The 21,157-nt window shown below is 44.4% G+C and carries 18 protein-coding genes and 1 tRNA gene; 10 read left to right on the top strand and 9 right to left on the bottom strand.

Annotated elements, in window-relative coordinates:
* Nucleotides 1-106: 106 nt before the first annotated feature.
* The gene (locus ON006_RS14045; protein WP_244820423.1) at nucleotides 107-796 is read left to right on the top strand and encodes a ferredoxin reductase domain-containing protein; all 690 of its coding nucleotides are present in this window, start codon (nucleotides 107-109) and stop codon (nucleotides 794-796) included.
* Here ON006_RS14045 and map read toward each other — a convergent pair whose 3' ends face one another.
* From map to ON006_RS14030, 3 genes are all read right to left on the bottom strand, one after another.
* Nucleotides 797-1,561, bottom strand: coding sequence for a type I methionyl aminopeptidase (map, locus tag ON006_RS14040; protein WP_244820422.1), 765 nt, complete (start codon nucleotides 1,559-1,561; stop codon nucleotides 797-799).
* A 141-nt stretch (nucleotides 1,562-1,702) separates the two neighbouring features.
* Entirely contained in the window at nucleotides 1,703-3,049 is a 1,347-nt protein-coding gene (locus ON006_RS14035; RefSeq protein ID WP_244820421.1) for a DUF418 domain-containing protein, read from the bottom strand.
* 91 nt (nucleotides 3,050-3,140) lie between these two features.
* Nucleotides 3,141-4,121, bottom strand: a complete 981-nt coding sequence (locus tag ON006_RS14030; protein ID WP_244820420.1) for a hypothetical protein — start codon at nucleotides 4,119-4,121, stop codon at nucleotides 3,141-3,143.
* Between the two features lie 143 nt (nucleotides 4,122-4,264).
* On the opposite strand from ON006_RS14030, the gene ON006_RS14025 reads away from it, so the two are divergent.
* The gene (locus tag ON006_RS14025) at nucleotides 4,265-4,396 is read left to right on the top strand and encodes a hypothetical protein (protein WP_255772872.1); all 132 of its coding nucleotides are present in this window, start codon (nucleotides 4,265-4,267) and stop codon (nucleotides 4,394-4,396) included.
* Here the strand turns inward: ON006_RS14025 and ON006_RS14020 are convergent, their stop codons facing one another.
* The 6 genes from ON006_RS14020 to ON006_RS13995 form a co-directional block, all read right to left on the bottom strand.
* Entirely contained in the window at nucleotides 4,397-5,038 is a 642-nt protein-coding gene (locus ON006_RS14020; RefSeq protein ID WP_244820419.1) for an HAD family hydrolase, read from the bottom strand.
* Nucleotides 5,039-5,201: 163 nt separating this feature from the next.
* Entirely contained in the window at nucleotides 5,202-5,432 is a 231-nt protein-coding gene (locus ON006_RS14015) for a SymE family type I addiction module toxin (RefSeq protein WP_244820418.1), read from the bottom strand.
* 410 nt (nucleotides 5,433-5,842) lie between these two features.
* Complete coding sequence (locus tag ON006_RS14010) at nucleotides 5,843-6,367, bottom strand: REP-associated tyrosine transposase (RefSeq protein WP_244820417.1); 525 nt, start codon at nucleotides 6,365-6,367, stop codon at nucleotides 5,843-5,845.
* 253 nt (nucleotides 6,368-6,620) lie between these two features.
* Nucleotides 6,621-7,655, bottom strand: coding sequence for an alpha/beta hydrolase (locus ON006_RS14005; protein WP_244820416.1), 1,035 nt, complete (start codon nucleotides 7,653-7,655; stop codon nucleotides 6,621-6,623).
* 36 nt (nucleotides 7,656-7,691) lie between these two features.
* Nucleotides 7,692-8,531, bottom strand: a complete 840-nt coding sequence (budA, locus tag ON006_RS14000; protein ID WP_244820415.1) for an acetolactate decarboxylase — start codon at nucleotides 8,529-8,531, stop codon at nucleotides 7,692-7,694.
* Between the two features lie 23 nt (nucleotides 8,532-8,554).
* Nucleotides 8,555-9,124, bottom strand: a complete 570-nt coding sequence (locus ON006_RS13995) for a YdeI/OmpD-associated family protein (protein WP_244820414.1) — start codon at nucleotides 9,122-9,124, stop codon at nucleotides 8,555-8,557.
* A 227-nt stretch (nucleotides 9,125-9,351) separates the two neighbouring features.
* On the opposite strand from ON006_RS13995, the gene ON006_RS13990 reads away from it, so the two are divergent.
* The 8 genes from ON006_RS13990 (at nucleotide 9,352) to ON006_RS13955 (ending at nucleotide 21,014) form a co-directional block, all read left to right on the top strand.
* Nucleotides 9,352-10,560, top strand: a complete 1,209-nt coding sequence (locus ON006_RS13990) for a dipeptidase (RefSeq protein ID WP_244820413.1) — start codon at nucleotides 9,352-9,354, stop codon at nucleotides 10,558-10,560.
* 123 nt (nucleotides 10,561-10,683) lie between these two features.
* On the top strand, nucleotides 10,684-12,705 hold the full coding sequence (gene glgB / locus ON006_RS13985) for a 1,4-alpha-glucan branching protein GlgB (RefSeq protein ID WP_244820412.1): 2,022 nt from the start codon (nucleotides 10,684-10,686) through the stop codon (nucleotides 12,703-12,705).
* Between the two features lie 120 nt (nucleotides 12,706-12,825).
* Entirely contained in the window at nucleotides 12,826-13,509 is a 684-nt protein-coding gene (locus ON006_RS13980; RefSeq protein WP_244820411.1) for a hypothetical protein, read from the top strand.
* 23 nt (nucleotides 13,510-13,532) lie between these two features.
* The gene (locus ON006_RS13975) at nucleotides 13,533-14,204 is read left to right on the top strand and encodes an NUDIX hydrolase (protein ID WP_244820410.1); all 672 of its coding nucleotides are present in this window, start codon (nucleotides 13,533-13,535) and stop codon (nucleotides 14,202-14,204) included.
* A gap of 91 nt (nucleotides 14,205-14,295) precedes the next feature.
* Nucleotides 14,296-14,367: transfer RNA gene (locus ON006_RS13970), tRNA-Arg, on the top strand.
* Nucleotides 14,368-15,052: 685 nt separating this feature from the next.
* Nucleotides 15,053-17,476 (top strand): M43 family zinc metalloprotease, encoded by a 2,424-nt coding sequence (locus tag ON006_RS13965; RefSeq protein ID WP_244820409.1) that lies wholly within the window; start codon nucleotides 15,053-15,055, stop codon nucleotides 17,474-17,476.
* Nucleotides 17,477-18,948: 1,472 nt separating this feature from the next.
* Nucleotides 18,949-19,560, top strand: a complete 612-nt coding sequence (locus ON006_RS13960; RefSeq protein ID WP_244820408.1) for an RNA polymerase sigma factor — start codon at nucleotides 18,949-18,951, stop codon at nucleotides 19,558-19,560.
* Nucleotides 19,561-19,577: 17 nt separating this feature from the next.
* Entirely contained in the window at nucleotides 19,578-21,014 is a 1,437-nt protein-coding gene (locus ON006_RS13955) for a RagB/SusD family nutrient uptake outer membrane protein (protein WP_244820407.1), read from the top strand.
* Nucleotides 21,015-21,157: the final 143 nt, after the last annotated feature.

The raw sequence follows: 21,157 nt of genomic DNA, 5'->3' as shown, positions 1-21,157 counted from the left end.
TCATTACCATTGATTCTCTATTTATCAGCTTCAAAAGCAATCGTTTTTTTGTAAAGTAAAAAATCGGCTGGAACGTCAGCCTTCAAAAACATCAACTTTACAAGAAATGAACATCATTAAACAAAAAGCAATCAGACTGTTTGAAACCGCAATGGCTAAAACCGGGACGGTACTGGCGATCCGGGCATGGGAACCTGCCACTTTTTTTGAAGTAGACGTCCATTTTCCTGATATGGATATGAGCGGCTGGAAACGTGTTCAACATATAAAAATCAGAGTCGCGCCAGGCGTGTACCGCGACTACACCCCCGCAGGCTGGGATGAGGATATCCGCACCTGTACATTATATATCAATGCAGAACAAAATGGCCCGGGGAGCCGCTGGATCAAGTCGCTCAGAGAAGGCGACAGCATTACTTATGTGGGAGTAGGGGCTACTTTTCACCGGCCTGCCGACTATGGCGAGATGGTGGTTTTTGGCGATATGAGCTGCATTGGGCACTATCTTGCATTGCAACAGCTGGCAGGAGGGAGAGGAATTACCGGCGCCATTACGATAGCCCAGGAAAGCCACCGGGAAGAATTTGCGGAATATTTCAGCTGGAAAATCCAGCCGGTGAGACAAAGAGATGTCGGCGGGCTACATTCGATCCTGAAATGGACGAAGGACAAGCCTCTGGCCAACTCCAATGTCTACATTTCAGGACATATTCCTACCTGCGTTCAGCTGCGGAAGGAATTGAAAAGGCGGGAAGATTCTCCGCTGGGGATTCTGGTTCAGGGATTTTGGTCCTGATCAGTTAAAAATTCCATTCATTTCGGTCAGGATCACCGGTTTTCCGTCGGTAACAATGATCGTATGTTCGTGTTGCGCGACGTAGCCTCCCCGGGTACCTACCAGTGTCCAGCCGTCTTCCGCTGTTCCGGCAATGGTAGAATGCGTAGAAATGAAGGTTTCGATAGCTACAACACTGTTTTTTCTGAAACGGGTCAGATTGGAGCGTTCGTAGTAGTTGGCGATTTCGTGTGGTTCCTCGTGCAGGCTTCTGCCGATTCCGTGGCCTGTCAGGTTTTTAATCACTTTATAACCGGATTTCTTGGCTTCCGTTTCGATCAGGCGACCGATGTCCGCAATCCTTACACCGCCTTTGATGCTGTTCAAAGCCTTTTGAAGAATTTTTTTTGAAGTATTTACCAGGTGCTGATGGTTGTGAATGTCCTCACCCAATACAAATGAGCCGCCATTGTCAGACCAGAATCCATTCAATTCGGCAGAGACGTCAATGTTAACCAGGTCGCCTTCTGCCAGTATTTTCTTGTCGGAAGGAACACCGTGTGCTACTTCATTATTGATGCTGATGCATGTCCAGCCGGGGAAACCGTATGTAAGTTTTGGGGCTGATTTGGCGCCGAGCTCATTCAATATTTTGCCTCCGAAGTCGTCCAATTCCTTGGCAGTCATACAGGGTTTGGCGTAATCTCTCATTTTTTGAAGCGTAGTAGCAACCGCTTTGCTCGCTTCCTGCATTCCGGTGAGCTCGGATTCTTTCGTAATTGACATATCGTTCTGTTTAAAAAAAGCGAATCCACGGGACAATCCGCAGATTCACTTCATAGTTCTGGTAACCACAGACACGAGTAGTTTGTTCATTAATTGCCTGCTCAGCCCTTCCGGACTACTTACTTGAACGGTCGGATAGGGTTAAATGCTCGGTTGCAGTACCGGTTTCTCCGCTTTTTTTGCAATTGGCTGAATGTTCCAGTAAGTCAGCGAACGCCAAATCCATTCAAACGGGCCCATCCGGAAATAATTGAGCCAGATATAGCTGAAAAGAACATTGACGAGCCAAATGCACGGAACGACGAGGTACAACTGGTAACGGTCCAGCTCATTGAAATAATTGAAACCGAAACCATAGAATATCAGTCCGCCTATCATGTTCTGGACCAGATAGTTACTAAATGCCATTTGGCCTACTTTCGCCCAAATATTGAAAATAAAGCGAAATGCACCTGATTTATAGCATATCATCAACGTCCCGAGGTGGCCGATCGTCAGAGACAGCCTGCGTATTTCGTAGGTAAACAATGCTGATTTTTCCGTGATTTTGATTATATCGAACTTTGCTTGGAGAGCAATATTTAATTTATAGTAGACTAATGGAAAGGCAATTGCATATCCAATGAGCGACATGAGGAAGTAAAATTTCATCGTTCTTTCACCGGTCAGGATTTGCAATTTGTAGAATGCAATTCCAATGATCATAAAGATCAGGCAGTCTAAAAAGGTCGATTGGTAAAACTCATTGGTTTCCAGAAAGGTGTTGACTTCGGCGTAATGTGAGAAGAGGGTGGCATAAGAGCCTTTTGTTTTTCTGACATCTGAGGTAACTGCTTTCTTCTTATTTTCAAGCTTTTGATTTTCCTGAAATCCTTTCCATTTGTCGACGATTTCTTTTTGGTCCAGGGTCATTTTTCCAGGGGGAAGTTGCTTTTTCAGAATTGCTTCGGCGGCGATTTTGTTCCTTAGCGGTCCGCCGCGCTGGTAACTCACCTTAATGGTGAACAATACCATTAAAATACCGGCGACAATGAGCAAGTACTTGGGTTTCATGCTACGGAAAGGGAAGAGGAATAGCCCGCAAATGGCATACGAATAGAGGATATCGCCAGGCCAGAGTATGATGTAGGCATCTATCAAACCAAAAACTAAAAGCCAGATTATTCGCCGGTAGTAGATTTCCGCCGCGCTGTCGATCATTACATTATTGGAGAGCCGGGTAGTCAGCAAAATCATTCCAGCCCCAAACATCATGGAAAATAATCCACGCATTGATCCTTCGAAAAACAAATTGACGATCCACCAGGCGTAATAATTGAGACCGCTGTATTCATTTCGAATGTTCAGATTGGAGACGGTTTCTTCCGGAAAAGCGAAATAGGGAATGTTCATGAGCAGAATCCCAAGCAGGGCAAAACCGCGGATTGCATCAAGAACATGGATACGTTCGGTTGACTGAACGGGCTGTATGAGCGAAGCTGATTCCATAAGATGAGGAGGTTGACAGTCAGTGTGTTGAATTTATAAAATTACACTGTCATACCAGGCGTCTTTTAGAAAAAGTAATTTAACGGTAAGATTAATTCACAAGGGGCGCACCTTTTTCCGCCCGTCTTTTTACAATTTGCAGGATATTGTTCTGAATGTCCTGCATAATCCATCTTGCCCACCAGCTTGCGTAGAAATTGAAATTAGTATTCAATTTGAAATGACTGTATAAATGCAGCCGATAGCGATTTTGGCCAAGTTTTTCCAGTTCATAAGTCCCCGTTAGCACATCAAAATACGCTCCCCCGATGACAATATGCTTGTCCATCGTTGTCGATGGGATTTCATAAGGATTGGCTTTGATGGAAAATACCATTTTTTGCAAATGAGCGTATTTCAAAACCGTTTCATGAAAGATCAGGCCATTGGTGAAAATTGCTTCCCGGGAAGCTCCCGGCCCTTCAAAGTTCAGCTCAGCTCTCACAGGTCTTGGGAACCCCAATGATCTTGTAAGCCAGCCCTTATCCTCGTTTTCCGGGATTTCGGAAACTCTTGTCACGTGTCGCCAAATCACAGAATCGGGTGCGGCAATGTCAATTGTTGTATTTGCGCGATAAGTACCGGGAATGGTACCGATCATATTTTCAATCGGCGAAAGTAAAAAGGGAAGCAAGGCAAAAACAAAAACATGGATATGATTCCGACGATTATGCCTTGCTTTCAGGTACCCTCCCAGTAAGCCGCCAAGAGACGCGGAGGCCATAAAAAAAGGCAAAATCATAACCCAGCATGCCCAGCCTTCTATCTGAAAAAATAATGTAATTACTACAAACGAAAAAAGTGGTATCCAGGGAATAAAAATCCGGTAGGGCAGCGAGGCGACATTTTGTTCATTGGAAAGATATACAGTGAATGCCCCAATGACCGCTGGCAAGCAAAATAGGAAGGAAATAGACATGACAGATAAAATGTCCGTCCAGGAATGCAGCCCGAAAATTGTTGTCAATGTCAATGCATAAATGACCGGGACACCTAGGGCGATAAGCGTTTTAGAAGGGCGTTTGAAATTCATAAAAATAGTGTGTTAAATTTTTAAATGCGGAAGGTTAGAAGGTGAAATAAATATTTATTGTGTCGAAAATAAACGATTTGATTTCATAATGGCAACGGAATGTCAGGCACTGTTTTTAGGAAAAAATACAAAAAACTAAACTCATGGAAAACACAGTTTTGGCCGCAGCCTATCTCAAAGAACTGGAAGTAGAATTGCTTCTACTAAATAGCGTCTCGAAAGGGTTCCTGAGACCTCCCATTTATGGGCCTTCCGCTGATGATAGCACCTTCTGACTAGCCGACAGGGCCGACCCGGTCGAATTGCTCTTTTTTCAAATCTTCCAGAATTTCCCTGGTTGATTCGAAACTGGTGTGCTGAAAAGCTCTTAGACCAAGCGTTTTGGCCATATTAGCGAACATGATCCTATCGTCGAAATATACACACTGGCTGGGTGTTGCCTGCGCGATGCCCATTGCCAGCTTGAAAATACTAGGGTCAGGCTTACGCATCCCTACTTCACAAGAGGAAATGAATGCGTCAAAACAAGTGTGCAGTTTGAACTTCTGAACACGGTAATCGTTCAGCTCCTTACCTTCATTATTGATTGAAATGATGCGGAAACCGCAATCTTTTTTCCACTCTTTCAGCCAAGCCAGCATTCCCGGCAACTCTACCGATTGCGAATACATAAATTCCTTGAAATCTTCCCGGACAAAATCTCTTGGGTGGTTAAATATCACGGTGTCAAGATATTGATCCAGGTTAACGCTCCCTATTTCGTACACATTGAAGATGAAATTGTGGAGCTGGTCCATTTCCTTATAATTGAGACCAAACTTCTCGGCCGCCAGAATCCGGGATTCATGGCCCCAGCCATTACTCAAAAGAACACCGCCGATGTCGAAGAAAAGGATTTTAAGGTCGCTGATTTGCATGATATATCGATTGAATTTTTGTGTTAACAGAAAGCCAATATAATGTATTATCAGTTTGGAAAAACTATTTTCCGAAGCCAATTTGAGAGTTAATGTCGTTGGAAGTGATTTCTAAAAAACGATATAAAGAGACCGTTTCGTTCATCTGAAACGGTCTCTTTATTTATTCCAGTGGTGTAATGATCAAAAGCTGCTGCATGGTGGTAATCTTTACCTGGCTTCCAGACTCAAAACCCAGGTTTCGCAGCCATTCTCCGGCAAGTTTGATCTCGGGGACGAATGTTTCTTTGTAGAAGCTACGTCTGACTTTGGGTTGGATTTTAAGGCTCCGTACATCCGGGCGTTTTGGTTTGGCGGGTTTCGGAATGGTTTTTAGTGTTTTAGTTGATCGCATAAATTTTAATGTTTAAAATGAAAACCCGACAGTGCTGCGACCAACCAAGACGACCTTGAAATGTTCAGGACTTGCACCTGCTCTCTGCCGGGTATATTGTGAAACAAGAATTTGTTGACATGCATGATGTCGAAATGGTAATCGCACTTGAAAATTAGGAAGGATATTGTCTTTTGTGCAGTCGTTTGAGTTGCGGATTCATCATCGGCAGGGATGGGTTAACTAACGGTTATGATTCCGTTTTTTTGCCGCAATTGCCACCCCAAACCGTAACCAAGCTGGTTCGAACGTCATGTTCGGACCAACTATTCTAAGGCCTCTGGCCGGATATGCGAGATAAACTGGACAGTATTGACCGGCCGGAGGCCTGCGAATAATCGGTACGAAGGTTTACCTTCGCACCAGCCTCGTCAGGAAAGTTTCAGTTCAGTATCAGGGTTGGCACTACTATAAATATAATGCTGCGGCTCACTGACAATCCCAGCTTTTACCGGATTGTTCCAAATATATCTTGTCCTTTGCAATATAAATCTCCTGGATTCGAGCCATATCGGGTGATTATGATGCTGCCAAAACTGAAATTCGCATTTCGGACTGGATCCTTTTGCAAAGTACCTGAACATATAAAGCAACCATTCTTTGCGGCTTTCTTGTGGATTTTCGTCAATTAATCTGATGATTTCCTTGGCGGTAAAACTTTTAAAATCTCTGATCACTTTCCCAACTTCACCATCCTTTGCTGAACAAATCAAATGCAAGTGATTGGACATAATACAGAATTCGTAAACTTCCAGACCTTTGTGTTCGATGCAGTAATTTAGGTTTTTGATAATTTCGTCGGCGTATTTTTTACGGGTGAATACGTCGATCCAGCCGACTACGGTCATGGTGACGAAGAAAAGGCCGTCTTTGTGAAATCTATATTTTTCGGACATAAGGTAGAGTTTCCTCTTTTGACGCTTGGTGTTTTGAGAAGTAACAGCTTTTGCGGGAATTTTTTTCGGCCGGAGGCCTTGGAATAGGAGGCACGAAGCGGGAGCTTCGCGCCAACTTCGCGCCAACTTTCGACGGGAGCTTCGCGCCAACTTTCGGAAACTTCAATCTCTCGTGATTACCTTATAGAATCAGTACACCGCATAAATCGCCTGGTGAAGATATTTTTCTGGAAGTTTTGCAGGATATGAGGCATTACTTAACAACCCGCTTCGCCCAGTTGAAAATAGTAGAATAAACCTCCTCCCTCACAGGTTTCTTCGAAAGGATCAGATCGTGCATGCCGCCCTGGACGGCTTGAATGCTGTATTGGCCGACGATATTTTGGGCTTGCAATGCTATTTCGGTGACATTCAACACGGCGTCGCCGGTGAACATGATGTCGCTCCATTTCTTTTCATCAATGGATTTGGCGGAATGCAGTACCAGCACGGGTTTGCTGATCTGTAATCCTTGTGAAACTTTTACTTGTCCCAAATGTACCGCCCTCATCCAACCAAAATTAACGGGTGGTGCAATGTGTGGCTTGTAGCCAAGGCTGTAAGACCATTCTCCGTGCGCGTCTTTGTGCAGACTTTCGCCATAAAGAGGGCTTAATCCTGCGTCGATCGAAGTTTCGGGATGCTTTTCGGCTCTTTTTACAATCAGAGGTAAGGCTGTTTTTTTTAAGCCGGATTTGACGGGCATATCAAAAAAAGGACTGTTGAGCAGCACCGCATCGAACAATTCCTTGCCGTTTCTGGCATCGGCATACAACGAAACAATCAGCCCGCCCAGTGAATGCCCGCTCAATAGCACTTTATCTGATCCTTCGCTTTTGATGATGGACAATGTGGTATCAATGTCCGCGAAATATTCAGACAAGTCCCTGACATTGTTGAATTTCTGGCTTGGCAGCCACGATCTGCCGTATTTCCGGAGATCTACCGCGTAAAAATTGTAACCTTCTTTGATGAACCGTTCCGCCATTTCCTCCTGAAAGAAATAGTCATTGAAGCCATGCACATATAATACAGCTTTGTTGCTTTTTTCGGGAGTGCTTTTCTTGATGATCGTACAGGTTACACTTCCTTCATAATCAGAAGGTTGAATGATGGTGGCCTGCTTGAAGCCTTTACCGAGCATGTCAGCGAAATAAGTGACCTGCGCCTGCGCTGCCAGGCCTGTCAGACAGGTCAGTATCAGACAAATAAAACGTCTTTTCATTGAATAAGCGCTGAGATTTTCCATAAAGATAGGATTTGCAGCGGCGTCATAACACGTCGTCTACTCAATTTTCCTGAGTTCAGCGCCGCGATCGGGTTTCAGGTTGACGTTACGGAACTCGTTATTGGTATTGTTCTCAATGGTAAAGCCTTTCGCAATGTCTACTTCAACGGTTACCGAACTTGTCGTAAAGCTGAATATATGTCCTCCGGCTTTCCTGTCATCGGCCAGATAATGCAAATGAAAGCCCGGTACATTGGTCCTGGCAAGATAGGGTGGCAGCAGAAACCCATCACAGATTCCTTTGGTGTTTGTCAGGTTAAATACGGCTTGATTGACTTTCAGATGGTCGGGCAGCGAAGTGTAGGGCGGCTTGGCTGGCCTCGCGGCGCGTGTGGTCATTGTTGTGAAATTTCCGGCTATCCGAAGCGCGTAAATGCCATTTGGGTTGAGAATCTTGGCGAGCTGTTCTTGTACCGCTTCGTAAGTCAGGTTTCCCTTCAAATGAATGATGGTATCCGCTTTGAAAAATTTGACGAAAGCTGCGGATGTACTGTCGGAGTCAGGTACTTCCTTTACAGAACCGTCATAACTGATCTTATAGACACGGCCCTGGTCCATCAGGAGCTCCCCGTCAACTTTGTTGAATGTGCCAATACCAAAATTACCTTTCTTTTTCAGCTGGGACATATTAAGGTCACCGTCAAACACACCAGCCATCAGCGCATCAATGATCGAATATTGGTACATAAAGTCTTCCTGGACGCTTATATGTTTTGCTGAACTGCCACCTGGCTGCTTTTGCGTCGATTTGCAGCCGCTAAAAATGACTGGTACCAATAAGAATATTAATGCGGAATTTTGGAATGGAAAGATTCGGGAGGTGAAAAATTTCATCATGTTTATTAAGGAGGATTGGTATGCTAGTAACTCAGTTGTTTTATTTTGGTACCGTTCTCGCTATCTCTGATTAATGTTTCGAGCCTGCTGATACGCGTTTCTTCTCTTTTTGCTGTCATGACAAGGTGAATAGCTGCTTTCTGATAGGATGGGGCTTGTTTTTGGAAAAATTCCCAGGCCTTTTCATTAGCTCTGAACTGCTTTTCAAATTCCTCGGAAAGTATTTCGGGTTCTTTTTCGTAAGAATAAATTTTCGATTTATGCTCTTTTCGTTTTGCATAGCTGGCCATCCCGGCCGGTTGCATCAAACCTTTTTCCGAAAGATCTTCTATTTTCTTGATATTGATAGCACTCCAGATGCTTCCCGGTTTACGCGGAGTAAAGCGAATGGTATAACTCTGATCGTCAATCGATTTACGAACGCCATCAATCCAGCCAAAACACAGCGCCTGATCTACTGACTCTGACCAACTCATGCTTGCTTTACCACTGCCCACTTTGTAGAACCCCACCAGCAATTCAGTTTCTTTTTGGTGATTTTCTGCCAGCCATTTGCGGAAATCGGCCTGATCTGCGAAGAAAGTAGGTGCCATTTTGGAATAGATAAAATTCGGGAATGATGGTTATTAAAGGTTGAAAGCGTAGAAATCTTGGTAAGAATAGTCAAAAAATAATGAAACCTTGTTTTCAATTGAACCATATAATGTATAATTAGGAGTAAAATAAGGAAAGAGGCGGTGCAGTTGATTTTTTAGAAAAAAAGGCTCAACTTAAAAACAGGTATTATTCCTTCAATCAATCACCAGTTATTCACTCTTCGATGAAAAAGCTTCTATTATTGTTATCGTTACCGCTCATGACGCTGGCGCAGACCGCGCCGGTGAAAATGTCTCCCAAGGCTGCCAAAATCCACGCCAAAGCACTCACCATCGACACCCATGCCGATGTACCTATTAATATGATGAAGCCGGGCTTCGACATTGCGGTGGAGCACGACTATGAAAACGACCGTTCACAGATTGATTTTCCACGGATGATCAAAGGCGGAATGGATGGAATGTTTTTTGCTGTGTATCTCGGCCAGGGGAAGCGTACCGACGAGGCCAATGCAGAAGCTAAGACAAAAGCACTGGCAATTTTCGAAAAAATCCATGAAGCAGTAAGGTTGAATCCGGGGACAGCTGGCATTGCCACAACTTCCAAGGATGCATACCGTTTGCAAAAAGAAGGCAAGAGAGTCGTATTTATAGGTATGGAAAACGGCTGGCCTGTCGGCAAGGACATTACCAACCTAAAACAATACTACGACTTGGGACTCAGGTATATTACATTGTCCCATTCGTCGAATAACGATATCTGCGATTCCTCTACCGATGGCGACGGGCCTGAATTCAATGGATTAAGTGCTTTTGGAGAAGAGGTAGTCAAGGAAATGAACCGGCTGGGCATTATGGTTGATATTTCGCATGTCTCAGATTCTACTTTTTATGACGTCATCAAACTAACGAAAGTACCTGTAATCGCTTCGCATTCGTCTTGCCGGGCTTTGTGCGACGTGCCAAGAAATATGACGGACGATATGATCAAGACCTTGGCCAAAAATGGTGGCGTGATCCAGATCAACTTTGTTCCGGGTTTTGTGAAAAAACCTTCACAGCCTCACGAAATGTCATTGAAGGCATTAAGGCTTAAAATCCGTCAGACTGACCTTTCCGACGCAGATAAAAAGGCTTTGCGTGATGAAATGAAGGCGATTAGTGAAAAATACAAGTCCGATATGCCGACGTTAAAAGAGGCTGTAGACCACATTGAACACGTCATAAAGCTGACCAGCGTGGATCATGTAGGTATTGGGATGGACTTGGATGGCGGAGGAGAAGTGATCGGTCTGCACGACGTGAGCCAGATAGGCGCTATCACCGAGGAACTGGTCCAAAGAGGTTATTCGGCCAAGGATATTGAGAAAATATGGGGGGGCAACATCATGCGCGTGCTGGACGCCGTAGAGAAGGGCGCAGGCTCCATTTGATTGATGCTATAAATCAGGCGATAAAGAAAATCGCCAAAAAAATATATACATTTTAAGAAATAGTTTAAAAAAATTGTAAATCTTACATGCTCTTACTGATTATCATTAATTGTGGATTAACAAATGGCTAAGTCAACTGGTAAAAAAAAAACAGACTCATCAACCGCTCCCGCTGACACGACTAAGGAACATGTTGGGAATGAGTCGTTGAATGCGGTAGAAACAATTAGCCGTTTTACAGATTTTGATATTCATCTTTTTCGTCAGGGGAAGCATTTCAAACTCTATGAAAAGCTGGGCTCCCATGTGATGGAAGTGAATGGTGTTGTAGGTACGTATTTCGCCGTGTGGGCTCCCAATGCGTCTTATATTTCGGTTATCGGAAATTTTAACGGCTGGAACCATGCCGGTCATTCACTGGCTCCTCGCTGGGACAGTTCCGGGATCTGGGAAGGCTGGATACCGAATATCGGCGTTGGGGAGGTTTATAAGTACTACATTGTTTCGCTGAACGGCCAGCACCTCGAAAAATCAGATCCATTTGCATTATGGTGCGAAGTTGCCCCGCGAACCGCGTCCATTGTTTGGGATACATGGTTTGAATGGCAGGATTCTGACTGGATGAAGACCAGAAAAGAGAAAAACAAGCTGAACGCTCCGATCTCCGTGTACGAAGTGCACCTCGGGTCATGGCAGCGCGACCCCAATGATCCTGAAAGATTTCTTACCTATAAAGAAATAGCGGTCACACTTGTTCCTTATGTGAAGGAGATGGGTTTTACACACGTAGAACTTATGCCGGTGATGGAGCATCCTTATCCGCCTTCATGGGGTTATCAGATCACGGGGTACTTCTCCTGCGCATCCCGTATGGGTACGCCACAGGAACTGATGTACCTGATCGATCAGCTCCACCAGGCCGGAATCGGCGTTTATATTGACTGGGTACCTTCCCATTTTCCGGGCGATACGCACGGTTTGTTCCGATTCGACGGTACTGCTTTATATGAGCACGAAGATCCAAGAAAAGGATATCACCCGGACTGGAAAAGCTATATCTTCAATTATGGCAGGAACGAGGTCCGCTCATTTTTGATCAGCAATGCTATTTTTTGGATGGACCGGTACCATACCGACGGGCTGAGAGTGGATGCAGTGGCTTCGATGTTATATCTTGATTATTCAAGAAAGCACGGAGAATGGATACCGAATGAATTTGGAGGAAGGGAAAACCTTGAAGCGATTTCCTTGCTTAAAGAAATGAACATTGCGGCCTACACCGAGTTTCCTGACATTCAAACCATTGCGGAAGAATCGACTGCATTCCCGGGAGTTTCCAGGCCCGTTTTTGTGGGAGGGCTGGGTTTTGGCATGAAATGGATGATGGGCTGGATGAACGATACGCTGAAATATTTTGAAAAGGATTCAGCATTCCGGAAATGGCACCAGGATCAGCTGACATTCAGTCTGGTGTATGCTTTTTCAGAAAACTTTATGCTCCCGCTTTCTCATGATGAGGTAGTATATGGCAAAAAGTCGCTGATCAATAAAATGCCTGGCGATGAGTGGCAAAAGTTTGCTAACCTGAGGCTGATGTTTACCTACATGTTTACGCATCCGGGAACGAAGCTGATATTCATGGGGGGAGAGTTCGGTCAGACGTCAGAATGGAATTTTCAGCAGAGCCTGGACTGGCATCTTCTCGAAACTCCTGGGCACAAAGGCATGAAAGAATGTGTGAAAGCATTAAATCATTTGTACAGAACTGAACCTGCCATGTACGAGTTTTCATTCGCACATGAAGGCTTCGAATGGATTGACACGCAGGACCGTGAAAACTCGGTGCTCGTTTTTGCAAGAAAAGGAACAATGCAGGATCAGAACCTGGTTATTGTGCTGAATCTTACACCTGTTCCAAGAAAAAGTTATCGTGTTGGTGTACTTTCGGAAGGCAACTGGCAGGAGATCTTTAATTCCGACGCAGAGCAGTTTTACGGAAGCGGCATCATTAACTACGAGCCAGTGATCTCAGAAGGCCAGCAGTGGCATGGCAAAAGTCATTCAGTACTGCTCGATCTGCCTCCGATGGGCGCGGTTGTATTGAAGAAGATAGCTGAGAAAAGTAGTAAGCGCTTAAAAAGCTAAAAAACGGATGTAGATAGCCGTTTACTTAAATTGTAACCATTCTTAGGGCAGAGAATCTGATCTCTGCCTTATTTTTTTGCACATTTTTTTACCTTTGCCCATCACATCATTTAGAATCAAATGAAAAGCATCCGATTAATAGTACTTTTTATTTTTTTAAGTTCGGCCACAGCATTCTCCCAGAGTCTTTCACGCGTTAATTCCGGTATTGATCTTGGTCTGGGTTACCAGGACAAGGAGTGGGTGCCATCTGTGATGTACCATCAGGAATTAAATCTTAACAATTTCTCATGGTTCCGTATCGGCTGGGGTGTGCGCACGTGGGGATATTATGCAGGCAAGACCAATTTATTGCCTCAAAACAATGCGCTTTCAAATGATACTTTAAAATTCGGGCGCATCACAGCTAACGGACTGAGTTTTCTGGTGGGGGCCAACATCAGACTTTGGAAAATCGACATTGGTGCCAATACAGACCTTCTGGGTTTTGCTTTCGGTGTCAAAAGACGGGGACTATATTCCAAACCCACATTTTATGAAGGCCAGGGCGCCCCATTTTACAATGCCTATGTGGAGAGCAAGCCGACGATGTTTAATGTACTTCCTTTGGTGATGGAGAAGCAGAGCGGCCAGTCGGAATTGTTTCTTCGTTTCTGGATAACAGACCGCGTAGGGGTGAAATTAGGCTATGTACATGGCCGGATGACCTACATGACGGAATCGAAACTGGATAATGGGCAGAAACATTTTTCCAAGACTTACGGCGTTCCTTATGCCGGTCTCAGCTTTCCATTATATAACTAGAAATCTGTACGCATCGAATTATTATGAGTGAAAAGCTGGTTGATTCCCATAAATACAACCTTTGGAAAGGTAATCTGGAAAAGAACGGGCTGGAAATCCACGGCATCGAAGAACTGTATAGCCGCCGTAATGGTCATGGGGAGATACTATTTTCCCTGCTTTACACCGACGCGACTACGCCGGAAGGCAACAAGATACCGCCGATTTGTTTTTTAAAAGGGGAGGTAGTGAGCGTGCTGATATGTTTCATCGATTCCGTAACCCGCGAAAAATATCTGTTGCTTGTTCAGCAGAGGAGAATTTGTGACGGTTCCATGACTTACGAACATCCCGCCGGGATGCTGGACAGCGAAAGTGACGCAGCGGCAGTAGCAGCTCGTGAAGTCTTCGAAGAGACCGGAATTGCAGTAGAAGTGTCGCAACTGATCAAAATCAATAAAGATCCTTTTTTCCCATCGACCGGGACGAGCGACGAGGCCATGTATATGTTCTACTGCGAGCTGGAACTGACGTCAGACGAGATAAACGGATATCATAATAATGTGCAGGGCCTTATTTCGGATCACGAATATATCAATACTTATGTCGTCCCTTTTGCGGAAGGACATCGCCTGATAACCAACGTCAACGGAGTTCTGCTGGATTATTTATATCTGAAAGATGTGGGAGACTGGGAATTATTGAAGAAACTGTAAGTGAAAAACGGCGAAAAAAATCCAAAATTTTTCACCTCGGCTGCTCTAAATTCAAAATAGCGGCTATATTTGCACCCCGTTACCGAAACAAGCGCCCGTAGTTCAATGGATAGAATTGTGGTTTCCGGTACCACCGATAGGGGTTCGAATCCCTTCGGGCGCACCCTAAGGGACAAGTCCAAATTAAATGGATTTGTCCCATTTTTTTTACCTTGTAACGATTGGAAATCTGATAGATAAGATTGATCCCTTCATTGATACAAGGAGTTCGAACTGTGTTTCCGTCAAACACCAAATTTTCGGGAAAGATCGAACCTGCTAGCTGCTTTTTTTCTTCCAAATCTCCTGATTTATAGAAGCTTACTAAGTGTTCAAGTCTCGTAAGGGTTTTATGAAGCAAGTTGGTTGTTTCGCCGTGATCGGACGAAAAATTGTTGAACCTTCAATACTACATGGAAACAATGCGGTAAGCCGGTTGATGTCGAAAGTATTTTGTCAAGAATTGTCGTATGAGTACGTAGTGTAAGATAGCACTTTTATAAGAATTTGCGTTTTCCGTTGCGGTTGGCAAGCCTCTCAGCCGATTTATGTATGGGCTGAAAATATGCTATAATTGAAAGAGAGATATCCAGAACAATCGGAGGAATTTCCAGAGATAGGTCCAACGAGCTTACATTTAGGAAGAAGCAGCCAAGTATAAGCAGGCTTTGCGCCATGATCAGAAGGTTTATTGGAATCTAGTGCCTTTTTTTACTTTTGAATTTAAGAATTGAATGAAACTAATTCTGCTGATTTGTGCTGTTTTTGCATGTACAACAAGTTTTTGCCAAGTAGCCAACGAGCCTGTTGTGAATTCGCAAAACCATTTGGGCTTTTGCGGCTACAAACCAGATTCGGTACTAGAGAATCAGATCCGGCAGCTGATAAGACAACGTTTGGCGCAGAAGCAAAACGAGATTAACCTTCGCACAGAAGCTGAATTATACAAAATTCCAGTGGTTGTCCATGTGATTGAACCCAGCACTGCGTCTTCGTTAATCACTGACGCAGGGATTAATAGCATTCTCGCCAACCTCAATGATGCCTATCGTGGTCGCGGATATTATTTTGGAAGCCCAGACGTACAAATTGAATTTGAACTGGCCAAGTATGGCCCGGATTGTTCCTCCTATCCAGCGGGTGCAATTACCCGCTTTGATGCTTCCGGAAATGCTACTTATGTTTCCAAAGGTGTTTTTAACCAGGGTGTTTCCTGGGGACAGGTACAAAGCTGGGTTACCTGGGACAAGGACCTTTACCTTAACATCTGGATTGTCAATCGTCTGGACAACGGAGCTTCGGGTGTCGGAGGACCGGGTGAGGGACTAATCGGTGATGCACAGGACATGCAGGAAGTCCACGATCAAGTAGCACCACACGAAGTGGGTCATTATCTTGGAATTGGGCACCCTTTCCCGTCCTTGAGTGACTGCGGTTGTGGCGATGGAGATGGTCTTGCCGATACACCTCCGTTAACCTCGTATGGGATCGGAAGTGCTTGTGACCACAACTGGTGGTGTTCGGATGCCTCCATGGCGTTGACAAACCCTTGCACCAATGCCCCCTATGGAACGATTCAGAAGAATATTATGAACTACCTCGGTGTGGGGTGCGCTCAATTATTTACAAACGACCAGCTAAATGCCATGCGTGCTACGCTGGAAACATATCATGAGACCTTGCTTACTTCACCAGTGCTAGGGCCGGTTGCTCCGATGGCTACTGCGATTATTTCTGGACCCGACCAGTACTGCACATTAGATGGTTTCCCTACCACAAGGGTCACTTGTATTTGTAGCGAAGTCGCTTCGATAACCCGCAACGGCTCGACAATCAATGAGTCTGGCCTGGGCACGAAGCCATTGCCGAGTGCGGGTAATTCTACTGTCTGGGATTATACGCTCAAGTGCGCAAATGGTTTGACAGCGTCGAAATCAATTACTTTCTATAATCCTGGCATCAAAAATGTAGTGACTACTTGCTCATCAGAAAGCACCTGGCAGGTTCAGTTTGAAAATCCCGGAAAGTATATCGTAACCTCATCAGCCGGCTCTGTTGTGGGCAATACAATCACCGGTATTCCAAATACCGAGGCGCCCACGGTTACGGTGACGGATGCGGAGGGTTGTGGCAATTCGATTACGCTGGCCATTCCTTGTTGCGCTCAGAAGGTGGCCGCCACAGCGCAATGCTCACCAACTGCTCCGAACGGTTTGAGTGCGTATTTTGGCCTTACAAACTTTACGTTTGGGTCTATCAATAAGAATTCGGGCAACTCCCAGGAAGATGGGGCCAACTATGTGGATCGCAGTTGTACCGACATTGCGGTGATGAACTCAGGCAACCTGTATCCCGTTTCAGTTCGCGGAAATTATGTTAACGTCCATCGTGTGAAGGTTTATATCGACTACAACAATGACGGAATTTTCACTACGGACCTAGCCAACAACGAGCTTGCCTTCCAAGGCACGACAGCCGGGGGAGATGCCAATTTCGCATCGGGTAATATCATGTTACCTTCGACGGCGGTGCGCAATATCCCGTTGCGCGTCCGGGTGCTGGCCGACCCTGCTTCAACATCGGACGCATGTACGATTATCGGGTACAATACAGGGCGGGCGTTGGTCAATTTTGGTGCGGGACAAATAGAGGATTTTTCTATCACCATACAAAACCCTTTGCCGGTTACCCTGATTAGTTTCGAAGGTACGGCCGATGCTGAGGGCAATAAATTGACATGGGAAACCGCCCAGGAAGAGCAAAATAAGGGGTTTGAAATCGAGCGGAGCCCAGATGGGCACTACTTTGAAACCAAAGGGTTTGTCGCTGGCAACAACACGACCTCAATAAAATCGCAGTACTCGTTCCGCGATGCGGATGTGCAAACGCACTTGCGCTATTTCTACCGGTTGAAACAGCTGGATTTTGACGGGGGATTTGTGTTTTCCAGAATCATAGATGTGGCAAATAGTAATGATCTGGCGCCTGTCTACGTGTTTCCCAACCCAATTGTCGGTCAGGAGTTCCACGTTGCTATCTCCCGCCCAGCCGATCATGACCTTTTCCTTATATCACTGAACGGAACGCAAATTCCTATTGATAAAGAACTATCTGACAGCCCTGCGGGGTGGACTGTCGCAGGTAAAGGTGGGATATTACCCGGACTGTACACCATAAAAATCCAAAATAAGTTCAATAGGAAAATTCAGTATTTGAAAGTAGTGGCCCGTTGATTGCACTTTTCAGTAGATTCTTCTTGCTTGAAGTTAACGTTGTCCAAGCAAATCAAGAGATTACGTAATCGGATCCCAACATAGCGCAGCGGGAAATGTGAATGAATGAAAAGCGAGCTTGGCAGGCTAAGGTGATATTTCTTAATAGCCAAGTTCAACGATGAAGTGTCCGGCTTTCTGTCGTTGATTATTGAAGACGGACGACGGTTAGGACTAATAGTTCCTGCTGATATGCACAGCATACCATTCGGACCAGTACATTGAAAATGATCTGTATTTGTATCACGGATTTCATAATTTATAAAATGTAATTGAAAGATATGTCTGGATGATATGATTTTTCGGAGAATCTAGATTTTCTATTGCGGTGGGCTGGCGCCTAAACCGATTATAATGTAGCTCGCTGGTTATTATTGCGAGGCAATGGAAAGCAGGCAAGCTCTAAAACTGAAAGAACATTTTTTGAAGATAGAATAACGTTGAGTATTTGCATATGCCCCTCGGGAATCCTGAGGGGTATTGTTTTTACAAAGAGAAATTACCGATCTTAGAATAAGCCAGGTATGCGACCATTTGTCGCAGGCATTAAATCGACGCTTACTTTTCTAAGGGATTTTGTTGTCCAGCGGCCTTGTGGCAATTGCCGTTACTATTAATTGATATATGAATTTATTAAGAATTAATGGGTTATAATAGTTAAACAGTATAATTTTTGGAAGAATTTGAATTTTCTGTTGCGGTTTACAGGCATCTCAATCGATTTATTTATGAATGTGCAAAACGAACCCATGTAGATGAGCAAGATTAATTCAGGTCTTTCAAAGCTATTTCGATGTTACAAGCTGCGGAAGTGTAGAGGGTGACCTACGTGGCGGGGAATTTCGGCCGTGTGAAAAGTGACGTATATAGAAAAGGGTCAGGTTTTCTCTCGGGAAGGACAAAAACCATAAATCCAGTGATCACTATTTCATAATCAGGGGCGGGCGATGTAGCTGACACTCAATTTTACCGCGTTATTGATATAAATTTCTAAAACAGACCGAACTGCCGGCGATGAGCCGGCAGCTCATTCACTAACGACTGCTTCACTGGCACACGCCCCATGATCGCCCAACAAACACGGGATTTGTTGTTCATTTTTTAAGCGTTTAAACGGTATCGCCAACAGAGACTTACAGGATCCTCAGAAAACTGTGGTCTGTTAACAATTCAATAATCGTAGAAAGTACAAAAAGGGGTAGGTGTTTCACTTACCTTTTTTTATTATTTTGGCGGTATTCGAGTATGATCTTCAATCCGAAATATTTTATTTGCCCGGCAACGCACTTCGTCCGGAATTAAGGTTGACGCGTCCGTATGTGGCGAGAGAAGGCAGACGGATATAAATAGTAAAAAATCACATTTATTCTAAAAATAGTTTTGCTTTAAAGAATTACCCTTTACCTTGTAAATTAAATCTGGAAACATGTTTTTTGAAGAAGTATAGCGACATCTCCAACTCGGAACATCTTTACGATGAACTTTGGACCCGGTTTCTGGCCGGTGATGAGGCAGCCTTTGAGGAAATTTATCAAGTCCATGTTGACAATTTGTATAGTTATGGCGTGCATATCGTTGCCAACACCTGGTTGGTCCAGGAAGCCATACAGGATCTTTTCGCAGATTTATGGCGAAGTCGGAATACCCTTTCGGATACTACATCCATCAAATATTATCTTTTCAGGGCATTGCGCAGGAGGCTGCATCGGATGATAAGGTCCGAACAAACTTTTACAGAAATTTCTGTGGATGACAAATCCCACAAAACGCCTCAAACCAATTCCTTTGAGACTGATCTTATTGCACAGGAAAATCAGTTTGAGCAAATCCGTAGGCTCCGGGATTCAATGGCTAAGCTCCCGCCCAGACGGGATGCCAATACGAACCTTGTACAGTATGGGGCCGGTACCGGAACTGACGAAGCCGCTCCTACGGACATGGAAACTTCCAGATATTTGTTAGGTACGGCGACTTATGGCTGGCTGGAAAATTATGATCGATCTGATGTTTCGGAGGGATGGGCTGTAAAACTTACGGCAGCATAAGGAGCATTAATCAGATCTTGTCAAAAATTGACCAGGCAACCTTCGACGAAACCAGTAAGAAATGGATAAAAGGGCAAGCCTTATTTTTCAGGGCCTGGGCTTATCAGTCCTTAGTCAAGGATGTGGGTGGTATGCCTCTGATTCTGGAACCTCAACCAGTTGGTGATTTGTCCTCTATTCAAAAGCCCCGTAATAAAACTTCGGAATGCGTGGCGCAAATACTGAAAGACTTGGATGATGCTATCGCAATATTGCCTGATGGTTGGAGTGGCAGAGACGCGGGGCGTATAGACAAAGGTGCTGCGTTGGCTTTTAAAGGACGGGTATTGCTGTTTTATGCGAGCCCCTTGTTTAACGGCTTAAACGGCATTGCTACCTGGCAAAAAGCTTACGAGGCAAATCTGGCAGCAAAGACTTATTTAGATTCAAAGGGGAAAGGTTTGTATCCTGTTTTTGGCAAAATATGGGAAGATGAAATGAACAAAGAGATAATCATGGTAAGACGATTTAACTATCCGGAATCTGCTTATCCGGCCCCGGGTTTTATTCCATTGTTTGCATCTGCGGATGATTGGGAGTCCGATTGTCCTTCATGGGAGCTACTCAAAGCATTTCCTATGAAAGATGGTTCCAAATTTGCTCCCGCCTCGGCGTCCGATTATGAAAAGTACTTTCTGAATCGCGATGATAGATTTTACGCTACTGTTTTATACAACGGGGCTCCGGTAATGTGGGGCGACAAATGGAAAAAACAGAATGTGTATAACTGGTCCTTTTTACAATTTGGCCAAATTGATGCAAGCAACAACGCCTTTGATAAAAGCAATGGGAAATATAAAAATGATCTTAATCAGTCATGGTCAGGACTGACCGAGTTCTCGCCCAATTGTACGTATAGAGCAAAGGGTGTAGATAGATCCGCGCCGGACGCCCTTCATTCGGCCACGGATTGGCCTGAAATACGATACGCTGAGGTATTGTTAAATCTTGCGGAAGCTGCTTTTGAATCGGGTAAAGCTTCTGAGGCGTTAAATTATTTGATACCAATACGGCAACGGGCAGGCATAAGCCAGGGTGTGGGAAATTATGGTATCAATACAACTGATTTGAGACAGGCTATTCGTGATGAAAGATTTGTGGAGTTTGCATTCGAAAATAAACGCTGGGACGATCTTCGCCGGTGGAAAGCATTTGATTATTTGAGATCGTTGGGAAAAAGACATGGATTTGCCATCATTTTGAAACCTGGTGAGTCGTTGCCTGGAAAATTGGATGATATTAACAAGCCAGCCGTATACACCAAATTTGCTTGCAATGTTGTCAATGGTGATAAAGCAACCATTGGTATCCAGGATAAACAATATTTGTTTGGACTGCCGTACCGCATTTTACAGCGTAACCCCAAACTACAACAAAATAATACTTGGGGTGGTAACTTCGATCCATTTCAATAAACGCCGCTTTGTATATTTAAAAGAGGAATTGAAAAATTCCTCTTTTCTGGAAGTTGTGGAAAAGCTGGGAGACGAGTTTATTTGAATAATGGCTTTTCGGAGGGTTGGCGGCATTCACATACTCTACAGAATCAAGTCTTGCC

Origin of the sequence: Dyadobacter pollutisoli (assembly GCF_026625565.1) — a bacterium.
Classification (GTDB): Bacteria; Bacteroidota; Bacteroidia; order Cytophagales; family Spirosomataceae; genus Dyadobacter; species Dyadobacter pollutisoli.
Note: the sequence above shows the minus strand (reverse complement) of the source record. Positions and strands in the feature narration are given on the sequence as shown.